This is a genomic window from Arthrobacter sp. DMZ02-1R (genome assembly GCF_057747935.1).
In genome coordinates this window covers 1,082,838-1,096,022 of record NZ_CM173230.1, presented here as the reverse complement: position 1 = coordinate 1,096,022, position 13,185 = coordinate 1,082,838, and the positions used below count along the sequence as shown (strand labels likewise).

Below are 13,185 nucleotides of genomic sequence, written 5' to 3'. Positions count from 1 at the left end.
GATTCCTTTGACTGTGCTGAATTTCTTGCAAGATGGCGCGTTGGAGGGGCAGTTACCATGTCAACTGCCCGCTGCGGAGATCATTCTGGAAGCCGTGGATCCAGTCGATTTCCGTGCGCAGCATTGACTGTTGGTACTTGACATCGATCCAGAACTTCGGCTCGACGCCCTTGGCGACGACTGCTTCTTCACCACGAAGCAGGAAATCGAGTTGGTTTTGCAAGTTCGCTACGCGGTGGTCCAGGAGTTCGAGCACGACGCCGGAGGGCAGGTTGTGTGCCTCGGCTATCGCATGCGGGAAGCTCGGGTATTCGTTCACGGGTTCCGCCAGCATGTCCTGGAGGCGCACGGTCAACGCCTCCCGCCCAGCTCCGGTGATCCGGTAGGTTGTGCGCTCAGGCCGGTTGCCGGCGCGGTCAATACCAGTCGCCTCCACGAAGCCGCTCTCTTCCAGGCGCCCTACTGCGTGGTAAAGGGTCCCCGGCCGCACCTTGACCAAGCGATCCTCGTGGCGCGCCACCAGGAGCTGGTACATCTCGTAAGGGTGCATGGGCGCCTCGACAAGGAGGGCAAGTGCAGCGACCCCAAGTGGAGTCAGTGCGGCTCGTGCCATTTTTTCATCCTCCGTGCGAACTATTCCACAGCAACTATTCCACATGGAATATTAGACCGCAAGGCAGCCGCACGGGACAGCCGCCAATCGGGGGCAAGGCCCGGCGGCCCTCCCTGATCTGCTATCCGGCCGTCCCAGGCCTATCCAAGCAGCGCGAGAATCTCGCTGCGGGCAAACATCCGGGCGGCGTCGCGCGCTGTCGGGACTCCGGCGTCGGGATCTGCTCCGGCATCAATGAGCACCCGGGCCACCTCCGTGTAACCCTTGAAAACTGCCCCGGCCAGCGGAGTCTGGCCGCGGTCGTTCGCGGCGTTCGCGTCGGCACCGTGGTAGAGCAGAAGCTGAACGGTCTCAGGGTGGCCGTGGTACGCCGCCAGCATCAGGAGTGAATCACCCGCGGCATTGCTCATTCCGGCAGGCGCACCGGCATTGAGGTAGCTGCGCAAAAGCTCCGAGTTGCCCTCCCGGGCGGCATCGAGCAACGTATGCGCCAAGGCGATCGCCTCGTCATCGGCACCGGTCGTTTGGCCTTCAGCGCCCGTTGTTTCGCTCATCGGTGGGGTCCCTTCAGGAATCCGGTCTGGCGTCCCACCACCTGTCCGGCGTCGGGCGCGACGATTACCTCCTGGGCGGCCGGATAGGGTTCCTCACCATCCAGGACGGTCAGCACTTCCTGCGGATCCACAGACCGCTTGATGAGCGCCAGCCCCACCGCTCCCATTTCGAAGTGCTGGGCCACGGACGTCAGCGTACCCACCTTGCGTTCCCCGGCAAACACGGCGCTGCCTGCCGCCGGGAGGGTGTGCTGCGAGCCGTCCAGCTGCAGGAAGACAAGCCGCCGGGGCGGGTGTCCCAGGTTGTGGACGCGGGCGATGGTTTCCTGGCCCTTGTAGCAGCCCTTGTTCAAATGGACCGATGTCCGCAGGAGGTCGAGCTCGTGCGGGATGGTCTTCTCGTCCGTCTCCGCGCCAAGCCGGGGACGCCATGCGGCAATGCGAAGGGCCTCCGCAGCCAACGAGCCGGCCAAGGCCATGCCTTCAACGGCCGTTTCTAGCTCGCCTGCGGGAATGAGGTACTCGAACCACGGCCGTTCAAGACCGGGATGGGAGCTTTCCTCCACCACGCTGTAGGAATAGCCACCGATGCCAATATGCGGCCACGGGTCTTCCCAAACGAGGCATCCCGACCAGGCGTCGACGGCCTTGGTTGAGCCGACGACGGCCCAATCGGCCGATACGTCAGCCACTTCGACCCGCAACATGAATCGCATCTTGTTGAGCCACTCCGCCAGCGGGGCAGCCTCGGTAGCTTCGACCAACAGCCAGGTGGTTTCGCCGTCGTCCACCACGCGGGCGTCAAACTCGATGCGGCCCTGGATGGTGAGGAGCAGCAACTCGCTCGAGACGCCCGGCTGAAGGTTGGTCAACTGCTGCGACGACAGCGTGTTGAGCCAGCTGAGACGGTCCGGTCCAGTGACCGTGACAACCCCACGATAGGAAAGATCGACGACGGCGGTGCCGGCGGCCAGCGCGCGTTGCTCCCGCAGGGGCTCGCCGTAGTGGGCCGCGACGCCGGAATCCTCGCCGCCGCCTTCTACAGCTCCGGGGCGCGACAATAGGGGGCTCTTGTAAGTCATATGTAGTAGAAGTCCTTGGGGCTCAGCGGTATTCCGGGTTTTCAAAATCGAAGCGCGTACCGGCTTTCCACTCCTCCGGGAGGTTGCCGTAGGCGGGAATGCCGCCCACATCCTTGAGCATCCGCGCGTAATGGAGCAGGTTCCAGGTCATGAAGGTGGTGTTCCGGTTGGTGAAGTCGCTCTCCGGGCCACCGGATCCTTCATCGAGGTAGCTTGGGCCAGGACCGACGGCGCCGATCCAGCCGGCATCAGCCTGTGGTGGGATGGTGAAACCGACATGCTGCAGGCTATACAGGACGTTCATGGCGCAGTGCTTGATGCCGTCCTCGTTGCCCGTGATGAGGCAGCCGCCAACCTTCGGATAGTACGCCCACTGGCCCTTGCTGTTGAGCTGGCCCGAATGGGCATAGAGACGTTCGATGAGCTTCTTGGTCTGGGAGGAGTTGTCGCCGAGCCAGATGGGGCCGGCCACCACCACGATGTCGGCTTCCAGCACCGCCGGATAAAGTTCCGGCCATTCGTCCGTTGCCCAGCCGTGTTCGCGCATGTCGGGATACACCCCGGCAGCCACATTGTGGTCCACGGTCCGGATGACGCGGGTGCTGACTCCCTGTTTCTCCATGATGCGCCGGCTGATGGTTATCAGTCCGTCGGTGTTGCTCACTTGCGGGGACGGCTTGAGCGTCCCGTTGAAGAACACAGCCTTGAGATCGTCATAACTGGCAGGTTTTTCTGCTTCGTTCACTTGCTGCTCCCTTGTTGGATCGAGCTGCGAAACGGGACGTTCAGTGGGACCTTTTTCGGTGGACCTTGAAGCTCAATGCGACTTGAAGCCAGCGAACCGGCTCTTCTAGGAGAGCTTGTTCAAAAAAGCCGAAGCATGGGCCTCGAGCGACTTCCCCGGAGTAGACACATCCCAGCGCCACAGCAGGTTGCCGTCTACGAGGCCGAAAATCCGTGTGGCCGCAGTGTATTCCTTGGACTGGCCGCCACGCATCACCATGTCTGTGCTCATCTGGATCTGCGGCCCCTTGATCTGGCCGTAGTAGAGCTCGCTGATGCCGCCGGGGTGGGCGATCGACACCGAGATATCGAACCCGCCGTCAGCGTTCCGGTGGGCCTCGACGTCGTCGGCAGTCTTCAATGCCGGGACAATATCCGCGGGGATCAGGCCCGGACCGCCGTCGGCATCAATCATCTTACGCTCCAGCGCCCAGAAGCCGGTCTCCACCGTCAGGGGCCGCAGCTTGGTGCCGTCCTCATCACTGAGCCAGCTTTCGGCGCGGTACTCCAGGTACGGCAAACCGTGGTGCGTGAAGGAGACGTGCTGGATGAAATGCTCCGAGTCTTCGTCGCCGCTTCCAAGCCGCCCCCGGCCTTCCCACTCACCAATGAGCCAGGAAAGGGGTACCAGTTCGGGTGTCAGGTCTGAAGGGATTTCGATGGGCACAGCAACTACCTCAGTGGACCAGAAGGTACAGAAGCTCTACTTCTGGCCCTTGAAGAGACGGTAAACGACAAAACCGGCAAACCACGCCATCGAGAGGCTGGCCAAGCCGAGGAGGACAAGGAAGAAGATTTCAAATGCAAGTACGGACATGATGCCATCCTAACTGTTAGTAGATGAGTAGTTTGTCGATGAAGTAGCACAGGGCACCAACCGCCCAGACGGGCGCGACGCCCATTCCCAGGACGGCCGGGAAGTTCAGGCGGCCGAGCCGGAGCGTGACCATCCGGCGGAAGCTGACCAAGATCGAGCCGATGACGACCCCCACGACAATCGCGGGCACAATCGAAATATTCGAGAACACCAGGCCGGCCAATGGAGCCACCAATCCGGCCGCGACGATGCCCAAGGGCGCCACGACCCGGTCCGGCCAGCGCAAGAGTCCGGCGAGAAGGGCAACTGCGGCACTGAGGCCGGCAACCAGCACCATTTCCTTGATCCCGTTGAACCGTGAACCCGCGATCCAGCCTGCTCCGAGGCAGCTCAACAACACGCCTGCGCAACTGCCGAGGGTGGATTCAAGCCGTTGGGCTTGACCCGTTCCCCGGATCAGTTGCACGACGAACACCGCGATCACGCCGGCCGCAACGAAGGCGGGAGTCGCGTCGAGGAAGCCGGGGGCCGGAATGAAACCGGCGGCCACGGCCGAAGCGGCACCGCTCAACCCGATCACCGCGGCCAGGGTCTTTTTGGCGGGAACCGCTAGAAAATGGGGCCATCCGATGCCGACGGCGGCCGCCGCCGCGATTCCGACGCCCACCAGTCCTTCCGGGGGACCGTATGTGCTGGCCACAATAACCGCCAGGGCCACGAGGCCGACCACCCCGATACTCCAAGACTTCACTGTGCCCCTGACCTCACTGCGCCCCTGACCTCACTGTGTCCTCGACCTCGCTGCGGACCCGCGGGGCTCCGTTTCGCCCCACGCGGCGACCAACCTCTTGCCAATCCTGCCTTATGCAGCCGAAATATGTCGCAAACAGGGGTTGAAGGTGTCACGAATCCCTGACGTTGGAGGGGCCTTTGGGTATACTCGGTTGTCAACAGCGCTTCTTGTTGCAACGCTTCCGTTACAACGGAACCTCGCCCCTTGAGCAGCTACCGGCCGGTGGAAACCCGGTTCAGACGCCCGATGATGCGCGGACCGCCCATTGGAGGAACTATGTCGCACATCCTGCTCCTGACGAACAGCACCGGGTCGTCGGTAGACATCCTGCCTGCCTTGGAACTCTTGAACCACCGGGTCCACATCCTTCCGGCAGAACCGACGGCACTGCTCGAAACCGATCCCACCGACGTCGTTTTCCTTGATGCCCGCAAGGACCTTGTCGGGGCCCGCTCCTTGACCCAATTGCTCAAGGCCACGGGCCTGAGCGCCCCCCTCATCCTGATCCTCACTGAAGGCGGCATGGCTGCCGTCTCCTCTGCATGGTCCGTGGATGACATCGTCCTCGATTCTGCGGGGCCGGCCGAAGTCGAGGCCCGGATCCGCTTGGCCATGGCGCGCGCCGTCCCCGGCGAAGAGGAAACCAACACCGAAATCCGTGCGGCCGGCGTCGTGATTGACGAAGCTAGCTACACAGCACGGGTGAACGGACAGCCGCTCAACCTGACCTTCAAGGAATTCGAGCTCTTGAAGTATCTGGCGCAGCACCCAGGCAGGGTCTTCACGCGCCAGCAGCTCCTCACGGAAGTATGGGGTTACGACTACTACGGAGGCACCCGCACCGTGGACGTCCACGTCAGGCGCCTGCGTGCAAAGCTGGGCGTGGACCACGAAAACCTGATCAGCACGGTACGCAACGTTGGTTATCGGCTGACGCTGGTCCGTTTGCAAGAAGATGAACTCACGGAAGCCTGAGTTTCCGCGGCAAAGGAAAGGCCCGGACTCACTGAGTCCGGGCCTTTCCTTTGCCGGCGATCCAGGCCTGCGCCGGTTGTCAGCTTGAGTGGAGGACATACGGGTCGAACGTATCGCGGCCACCCCACTGGTGGATCCCCCTCGTTTCCAGCTTCTCAAAGCCGGACGAGTTATAGACCTTACACGGCCGAGGGAGTGCCTGCAAAATCCATCCCGCCAAACCGGCCGCGGACGTATAGCCTTGCAACATGAGCCCTGCGCACCCGGAGAACTGGCCCGTCCTCGTCGTCAAAGGCGCCTCGGATCGCGAGTTGTTGAGAGACATCAAGACTCTCGCCGCAGCCGCGGAGGAATCGGACGGCAATCCCCCGTTGTCCGAACAAACCTTGGTCATGCTGCGTGGAGCCGACGCCGGTGACCACTCGTTGCTCACGCTGGCCCTGTATGCCCCGGACGAGCAGTCCGATCCCGCAAGCGGCCAGGATCTGGCGGGAATCGCCGTCGTCGTTGAAGCGGACGACGGGACCGGGGTCCTGGAAATGGCCGTCCACCCCAGTTACCGCAACCAGGGAGTCGCCGGCAGGCTGTTGGACGCGCTCCGCGACGGCCGCGGGCTTTCGGGGCTGAACGCCTGGTCCCACGGGAACCATGAGGCCGCCGCGGACCTCGCCGCCCGCTACGGCTACGGTCCGGTGCGTGAACTGTGGAAGATGCGGCTAATGTCCTCCACAGCGGAACTGCCCGACGCCGGCCTGCCCGAGGGAGTCTCGCTGCGCGCCTTTGTGCCGGGGCAGGATGAGTCCGCCTGGCTGGCTGCCAACAGGGCAGCTTTTGCGCATCATCCCGAGCAGGGGTCCCTGACCAGGGCCGACCTCGACGCCCGCATGGCTGAGGACTGGTTTGACCCCGCAGGCTTCCTGCTTGCCGTGAACACGGCCGGGGAATTGCTCGGCTTTCACTGGACCAAGGTGCACCCCCGGCAAGGACCCCATCCGGCGATCGGAGAGGTCTACGTGGTGGGTGTGACGCCCGCGGCCCAAGGCATGGGGCTTGGCAAGGCGCTCACTGTCGCCGGGATCAGGTACCTCCAGAGCCACGAACTTCACTCCGTGATGTTGTATGTGGACGCCGACAACGCCGCCGCGGTTGCCCTCTACCAGAAGCTGGGCTTCGTCCGTTGGGACGTCGATGTCATGTATGCGCCGTTGGCCCGGAAGTAACCCGGAACCAAGGCGCATCTGAAAGGTTAGGACATCTAGGATTCCGGTACGTGGAATCCTTGTAGGGTTGAAGCAGACCCCCGCGCTGAACGAAGGAGAGCCCGATGAATCCGGACCCGGTCGGAACCACCAGAACCGAGGTCAAGGGCGCAACCTTGCCTCCGCGCTTCGGTTCTTCCGAAGTCCCGGCGGCGCGGGCCACTCAGGACCGCATCGACATCCCTGAATTTGCCCCTTCGCCGGAACCGGAAGGCGACATCACCCCCGACCGCTTCCTGGACCGCGAACTGAGCTGGCTTGCCTTCAACTCGCGCGTTCTCGAGCTCGCCGAGGACCCGGATCTTTTCCTGCTGGAGCGGGTCAATTTCCTCTCGATCTTTGCTTCAAACCTGGATGAATTCTTCATGGTGCGCGTTGCCGGCCTGAAGCGCCGCATCGCCACCGGGCTCGCGGTGCCCTCCCCCGCCGGGTTGAGCCCCATCGAAGTCCTCGAGCAGATCGGCGAGGCCGCCCACAAGCTGCAGGAACGGCACGCCCGGGTGTTTGCCGAGCAGATCCGCCCCGCTTTGGCCTACGAGCACATCCACCTGATGCGCTGGGACGAGCTCGACGACGAAGCCCAGCACCGCTTGAGCATCATGTTCGGCGAGAAGGTCTTCCCGATCCTCACCCCCCTCGCCGTCGATCCCGCCCACCCGTTCCCCTACATTTCCGGCCTCTCCCTGAACCTGGCAGTGATTGTCCGCAACCCCGTCAGTGACAAGGAACTGTTCGCCCGCGTCAAGGTTCCGGACCAGCTGCCCCGGCTTGTCTCGATCGACGGCCCGCGGGCCGGCGCCGTCCCGGGCCGGGTGGCCCGCTTCATCGCCCTCGAAGAGGTCATTGCGGTTCACCTGGACAAGCTGTTCCCCGGCATGGAAGTCATGGAGCACCACAGCTTCCGCGTCACCCGCAACGAGGACGTTGAGGTTGAAGAGGACGACGCCGAGAACCTCCTGCAGGCGCTCGAGAAGGAATTGCTGCGCCGGCGCTTCGGCCCGCCCGTTCGGCTCGAGGTCACCACGGATATCAACCCGAACATCCGCGCGCTCCTGGTGCGGGAACTCGGCGTCGAGGAATCCGAGGTCTACTCCGTTCCCGCACCCCTGGACCTTCGTGGACTTTCGGTCATCGGTGGAATCGACCGCGCCGACCTTCACTACCCGAAGCACGTGCCCCACACCTCGCGGTACTTGAACGAATCCGAGACGTCCAAGGCCGCCAACGTCTTCGCGGCCATGCGCCGACGCGACATCCTGCTGCACCACCCGTACGACTCGTTCTCGACGTCGGTCCAGGCCTTCCTGGAGCAGGCGGCCGCCGACCCCAAGGTCCAAGCCATCAAGCAGACCCTGTACCGCACCTCCGGGGACTCGCCCATCGTTGACGCCCTGATCGACGCCGCCGAGGCCGGCAAGCAGGTCCTGGCACTCGTGGAGATCAAGGCTCGCTTCGACGAACAGGCCAACATCTCCTGGGCCCGCAAATTGGAGCAGGCCGGCGTGCACGTTGTGTACGGCATCGTGGGACTCAAGACGCATTGCAAGTTGTCCTTGGTAGTCCGCCAGGAAGTGGATGGCCTGCGCCGCTACTGCCATATCGGAACGGGCAACTACCACCCGCGCACGGCCCGCTATTACGAGGACCTGGGCCTGCTGACCTCGAACGAGCAGGTGGGCGAGGACCTGTCCAAGCTCTTCAACCAGCTATCCGGATACGCTCCTAAGTCCACGTTCAAGCGGCTTCTTGTGGCGCCACGCTCGGTGCGGTCGGGGCTGATCGACAGGATCGAGACCGAGATCCGCAACGCCCACGCAGGAATCGCCGCCAAGGTCCAGATCAAGGTCAACTCCATGGTGGACGAAGCCACCATCGACGCCCTCTACCGGGCGTCGCAGGCCGGGGTAAAGGTTGATGTCATTGTCCGCGGCATATGCTCGCTGCGTCCCGGAGTACCTGGACTGAGCGAAAACATCACGGTTCGCTCCGTGCTGGGCCGCTTCCTGGAGCACTCACGCGTGTTTGCCTTCGCGAATGCCAACGACCCCGTGGTGTACATCGGCTCCGCGGACATGATGCACCGCAACCTCGACCGCCGGGTCGAAGCCTTGGTTCAGCTCTCCAGCCGCGAAGACACAGCCGAGGTCATGGACTTGCTGCGCCGCTACTTGGACTCAGGCACTGCAAGTTGGCATCTCGACAACGAAGGTCACTGGACCAGGTTCCACCAGGCCGAAGACGGCACGCCGCTATTGGACATTCAGTCCTGGCTGCTTGCCTCACGGTCCCGACAACGTGCAGTTGCCCGGCGGTAGGCAGAGAAAAAGTTGAAGAGCGATACACCCATTGCAGATCAGACGGACCATCCCGGGGAGCCCATCGCCGTCACGGCGGCCGGGGCGATTCCCTGGCGGGTCACCAGAGGGGCCCTTGAGGTCCTGTTGATCCATCGGCCCAAGTATGACGATTGGTCCTGGCCCAAAGGCAAACTCGACGTCGGGGAAACCATCCCGGAATGCGGCGTCCGCGAGATCAGGGAAGAAATCGGCCTCTATGCGGCCCTCGGAATCCCCTTGCCTCCCACCCACTACCACGTGGCAGCGGGACTGAAAGTGGTGCACTACTGGGCCACACAGGTCAACGGCTCCGTCATCAAGCCGGATGGCGAGGAAGTGGACGCCTACATGTGGGCCGCGCCGGACAAGGCTGCCCGGTTCTTGAGCAACCCCACCGACGTGGGCCCGCTCCAGGCGCTGGCAAAGGCCCACTTGAACGGCGAGCTGGAGACGTGGCCGCTGATTCTGGTGCGGCATGCCAAGGCCAAGCCACGGTCTTCCTGGACCAAAGCCGAAGGCAGCAGACCCCTGGCGGCCACAGGCCTGCGGCAGGCGCTGGCGGTAGAGCGGCTTCTGGGCGTGTGGAAGCCCCTGCGGATCGTGAGCAGCCCCTGGGCAAGGTGCGTATCCACCATCGCGCCGTACGCCAAGGCGGCCGGAGCGAAGGTGAAACTTGTCGAAGCGCTGACCGAGCACAATCACCAGCGGAGCCCGAAGAAGACGTCAGCCGTCGTCGAGGGCTTGTTCGACAAGCAAAGCGCGGTCGCCTTGTGTACCCACAGGCCGGCGCTGCCTACCATTTTGAAGAAGCTCGGCGAGCGCATGGGCACGGAGCTTCACGAGTTCCTGCCTGCCCAGGACCCCTATCTGGCTCCTGGCGAGATGATCGTGTGCCATGTCGCCCGCGGAAACGGCCAGCGCGTGGTGGCCGTGGAGCAGATCAAGCCCTTCGACGACTGACTCCAGTAAGCTGGGTGCGTGAGCATCCCAACCCCATATGAAGACCTCCTGCGCGATGTCATGGCCAACGGTACGCACAAGTCGGACCGCACGGGCACCGGCACGCGGAGCGTTTTCGGCCGCCAATTGCGCTTCGATCTGAGCCAAGGTTTCCCGCTCGTGACCACCAAGCGTGTGCACTTCAAATCGCTCGCGCTGGAGCTTCTGTGGTTCCTTCGCGGCGAATCCAATGTCAAGTGGCTCCAGGAACAAGGCGTCACCATTTGGGATGAATGGGCAGACGCCGACGGCGAACTCGGTCCGGTCTACGGCGTGCAGTGGCGCAGCTGGCCGACCCCCGATGGCGGGCACATCGACCAGATCGCCGAGCTCATGAAGGGCCTGGCAGCCAACCCTGATTCCCGTCGCCACATCGTTTCGGCCTGGAATGTTTCCGAAATCAAGGACATGGCCTTGCCGCCGTGCCACGCGTTCTTCCAGTTCTATGTTGCCGACGGCAAGTTGTCCTGCCAGCTGTACCAGCGCTCGGCAGACATGTTCCTTGGGGTCCCCTTCAACATCGCTTCCTATGCGTTGCTAACCTGCATGGTGGCCCAGCAGCTCGATCTTGAGCCCGGCGACTTCGTCTGGACCGGCGGGGATGTCCACGTCTATGACAACCACGTGGAGCAAGTCACGGAGCAACTCTCCCGGGAGCCCTACGAGTATCCGAAACTGCGCTTCAACCGCAAGCCGGACTCAATCTTCGACTACGCCTTTGAGGACTTCGAGGTAGTCGGGTACCGCCACCACCCTTCCATCAAGGCGCCAGTGGCGGTATGAGCACCCAGGAAAATCCCCCCCCGGAGAATCCTTCCTCCGACGATGCCACGGAAGCGATGACCGGCATCGGCCTCGTGTGGGCGCAAACAGCCAGCGGCGTGATCGGCAAGGGCGGGACCATGCCCTGGCAGGTCCCCGAAGATCTGAAGCACTTCAGCACGTTGACAACAGGACATCCGGTCATCATGGGCCGCAAAACCTGGGAGTCGTTCCCCGCGAAGTACCGTCCCTTGCCCGGCCGCACCAATATCGTGGTGACCCGGCAACAGGGCTGGTCGGACTCGCCCGACGCAAGTGGCGCCGTCGTCGTCTCCTCCCTTGACGCCGCCCTCCTCGAGTCCCAATTCGCACCTGGCGGCCAGAAGGTCTGGATCATTGGTGGCGGCGAAATTTACCGGCAGTCCATGGACATCGCGAATGTAGCCGTCGTCACGGTCATCGATTCCGACATCGACGGCGACACTTTCGCGCCGGAGTTCGGCGAGGCCTGGAATCTTGAGTCGACGCAGCCCGCAGAAGGGTGGCTCACCTCCAAGAACGGCACCAACTACCGGATTGCCACATGGCGCCGGACGGAAGACTGAGAATGCTGAAAAAACCTGAGACCCTGTTCGTGCTTGGCTACATGTTGTTGCCGCTGTTCGCGCTGCTGTCCGCGATCATCGGCCTCACCATGATCCTGGGTGGCAACAAGATCCTGGGGATCATCGTCCTGGTAGTGGTGACCCAGGTCTTCGCCTTTGGCGCCTTCTACGCCTTGCGCGCCCGCAAGGCAGCCCTGCTTCAGGAGCCCGACGCCGGCAAGTAGGCGCGAAGTAATCCCCACCGCCGCCCTCGCCTCGCAAGCTCGGCCAGGGAACCCTGGCGGCGTGGGCCCACGCAGTAGGTGTCGTTTTGAGCCCCCAAAGCGACACCTACTGCCAGTCAGTTGGGTTTGTCGCGGATTTCCTCGTGACGTAACCGACAGCGGCCGGAAGCCGCGAAAGTCTAGACTGGTCCAATGACTACAGCAGCTAATCCGTCCGTTGGACTGGTCGGTTGGCGTGGCATGGTCGGCTCCGTCCTGATGCACCGCATGCAGGAAGAGGACGACTTCGCCAACATCAACCCGGTATTTTTCTCCACCTCGAACGCTGGAGGTGCCGCGCCGTCATTTGCTGATGGCGCAGGCAAGCTCGAGAACGCGTTCGATATTGAGACGCTTGCCAAGCTGCCGATTATTGTCACGGCCCAGGGCGGCGACTACACCAAGCAGGTCCAAGGCGAGCTGCGCAGCCGCGGCTGGGATGGGCTTTGGATCGATGCCGCGTCCACGCTGCGCATGAACGACGACTCCATCATTGTCCTGGACCCCATCAACCGCGACGTCATCGACGCAGGCCTGTCCGGCGGCGTGAAGGACTACATTGGCGGCAACTGCACCGTCTCCTGCATGCTCATGGGCCTCGGCGGCCTATTCAAAAACAACCTGGTCGAATGGGGTACCTCCATGACCTACCAGGCAGCCTCAGGCGGCGGTGCCCGCCATATGCGCGAACTGCTCAACCAGTTCGGCACCCTCAACAACGAAGTCAGTAGCGAACTGGACGATCCCGCCTCGGCGATTCTGGAAATCGACCGCAAGGTGCTGGCTGCCCAGCGCTCCGGCGTCGACGCCACCCAGTTCGGCGTGCCGTTGGCCGGCTCCCTGATCCCGTGGATCGACGCCGACCTCGGCAACGGACAGTCCAAGGAAGAGTGGAAGGCCGGGGTGGAAACCAACAAGATCCTCGGCACTGGCAACGGCACCGGCAGGGACTATGTGGTCATGGATGGTCTCTGTGTCCGTATCGGCGCCATGCGCTCCCATTCCCAGGCACTGACGCTCAAGTTGCGCGAGGACCTGTCCGTCGCTGAAATCGAGAAGCTCCTGGACGCTGACAACGAGTGGGCCAAGGTTGTGCCCAACACCAAGGAAGCCTCCATGTCGGACCTCACTCCCGTAGCTGCCTCCGGCACCTTGGAGATCCCAGTGGGCCGTATCCGCAAGCTCGAGATGGGCCCTGAGTACATCAGCGCCTTCACCGTGGGCGATCAGCTCCTTTGGGGTGCAGCCGAGCCGCTGCGCCGCATGCTGAAGATCGCCACAGGCACGCTATAGGTCTCCTGCTTTCATCAACTGACTCGCAGTTGATGTCGTTTTGAGCGCTCA

The 13,185-nt window shown here is 63.0% G+C and carries 14 protein-coding genes; 8 read left to right on the top strand and 6 right to left on the bottom strand.

What is annotated here, in order from left to right:
- Positions 1–52 precede the first annotated feature (52 nt).
- From AC3ANQ_RS05225 to AC3ANQ_RS05200, 6 genes are all read right to left on the bottom strand, one after another.
- Positions 53–613 carry a PadR family transcriptional regulator gene (locus tag AC3ANQ_RS05225; protein WP_488304139.1) on the bottom strand — a complete coding sequence of 187 codons (561 nt, stop codon included), beginning with the start codon at positions 611–613 and terminating at the stop codon, positions 53–55.
- Between the two features lie 140 nt (positions 614–753).
- Entirely contained in the window at positions 754–1,167 is a 414-nt protein-coding gene (locus AC3ANQ_RS05220; RefSeq protein WP_488304138.1) for an ankyrin repeat domain-containing protein, read from the bottom strand.
- Positions 1,164–2,249 carry a CAF17-like 4Fe-4S cluster assembly/insertion protein YgfZ gene (ygfZ, locus tag AC3ANQ_RS05215; protein ID WP_488304137.1) on the bottom strand — a complete coding sequence of 362 codons (1,086 nt, stop codon included), beginning with the start codon at positions 2,247–2,249 and terminating at the stop codon, positions 1,164–1,166. The genes AC3ANQ_RS05220 and ygfZ overlap by 4 nt, the downstream gene beginning before the upstream one ends.
- A gap of 22 nt (positions 2,250–2,271) precedes the next feature.
- On the bottom strand, positions 2,272–2,994 hold the full coding sequence (locus AC3ANQ_RS05210; protein ID WP_488304136.1) for a flavodoxin family protein: 723 nt from the start codon (positions 2,992–2,994) through the stop codon (positions 2,272–2,274).
- Positions 2,995–3,099: 105 nt separating this feature from the next.
- Entirely contained in the window at positions 3,100–3,699 is a 600-nt protein-coding gene (locus AC3ANQ_RS05205; protein ID WP_488304135.1) for a nitrobindin family protein, read from the bottom strand.
- A 166-nt stretch (positions 3,700–3,865) separates the two neighbouring features.
- Positions 3,866–4,600 (bottom strand): permease, encoded by a 735-nt coding sequence (locus tag AC3ANQ_RS05200; RefSeq protein ID WP_488304134.1) that lies wholly within the window; start codon positions 4,598–4,600, stop codon positions 3,866–3,868.
- Between the two features lie 318 nt (positions 4,601–4,918).
- On the opposite strand from AC3ANQ_RS05200, the gene AC3ANQ_RS05195 reads away from it, so the two are divergent.
- The 8 genes from AC3ANQ_RS05195 (at position 4,919) to asd (ending at position 13,134) form a co-directional block, all read left to right on the top strand.
- Positions 4,919–5,617, top strand: coding sequence for a winged helix-turn-helix transcriptional regulator (locus AC3ANQ_RS05195; RefSeq protein WP_265979258.1), 699 nt, complete (start codon positions 4,919–4,921; stop codon positions 5,615–5,617).
- A gap of 248 nt (positions 5,618–5,865) precedes the next feature.
- Positions 5,866–6,837: a mycothiol synthase gene (gene mshD, locus AC3ANQ_RS05190; protein WP_488304133.1), complete on the top strand. Its 972-nt coding sequence runs from the start codon at positions 5,866–5,868 to the stop codon at positions 6,835–6,837.
- 104 nt (positions 6,838–6,941) lie between these two features.
- Positions 6,942–9,191: an RNA degradosome polyphosphate kinase gene (locus tag AC3ANQ_RS05185; RefSeq protein WP_488304132.1), complete on the top strand. Its 2,250-nt coding sequence runs from the start codon at positions 6,942–6,944 to the stop codon at positions 9,189–9,191.
- A gap of 12 nt (positions 9,192–9,203) precedes the next feature.
- On the top strand, positions 9,204–10,172 hold the full coding sequence (locus AC3ANQ_RS05180) for an NUDIX hydrolase (RefSeq protein ID WP_488304131.1): 969 nt from the start codon (positions 9,204–9,206) through the stop codon (positions 10,170–10,172).
- 18 nt (positions 10,173–10,190) lie between these two features.
- Complete coding sequence (locus AC3ANQ_RS05175; protein ID WP_488304130.1) at positions 10,191–10,994, top strand: thymidylate synthase; 804 nt, start codon at positions 10,191–10,193, stop codon at positions 10,992–10,994.
- Positions 10,991–11,578, top strand: coding sequence for a dihydrofolate reductase (locus AC3ANQ_RS05170; protein ID WP_488304129.1), 588 nt, complete (start codon positions 10,991–10,993; stop codon positions 11,576–11,578). Before AC3ANQ_RS05175 ends, AC3ANQ_RS05170 begins: the two co-directional genes overlap by 4 nt.
- Before the next feature lie 2 nt (positions 11,579–11,580).
- Entirely contained in the window at positions 11,581–11,802 is a 222-nt protein-coding gene (locus tag AC3ANQ_RS05165; RefSeq protein WP_184738265.1) for an NF038396 family protein, read from the top strand.
- 192 nt (positions 11,803–11,994) lie between these two features.
- On the top strand, positions 11,995–13,134 hold the full coding sequence (gene asd / locus AC3ANQ_RS05160) for an aspartate-semialdehyde dehydrogenase (protein ID WP_488304128.1): 1,140 nt from the start codon (positions 11,995–11,997) through the stop codon (positions 13,132–13,134).
- Positions 13,135–13,185 lie beyond the last annotated feature (51 nt).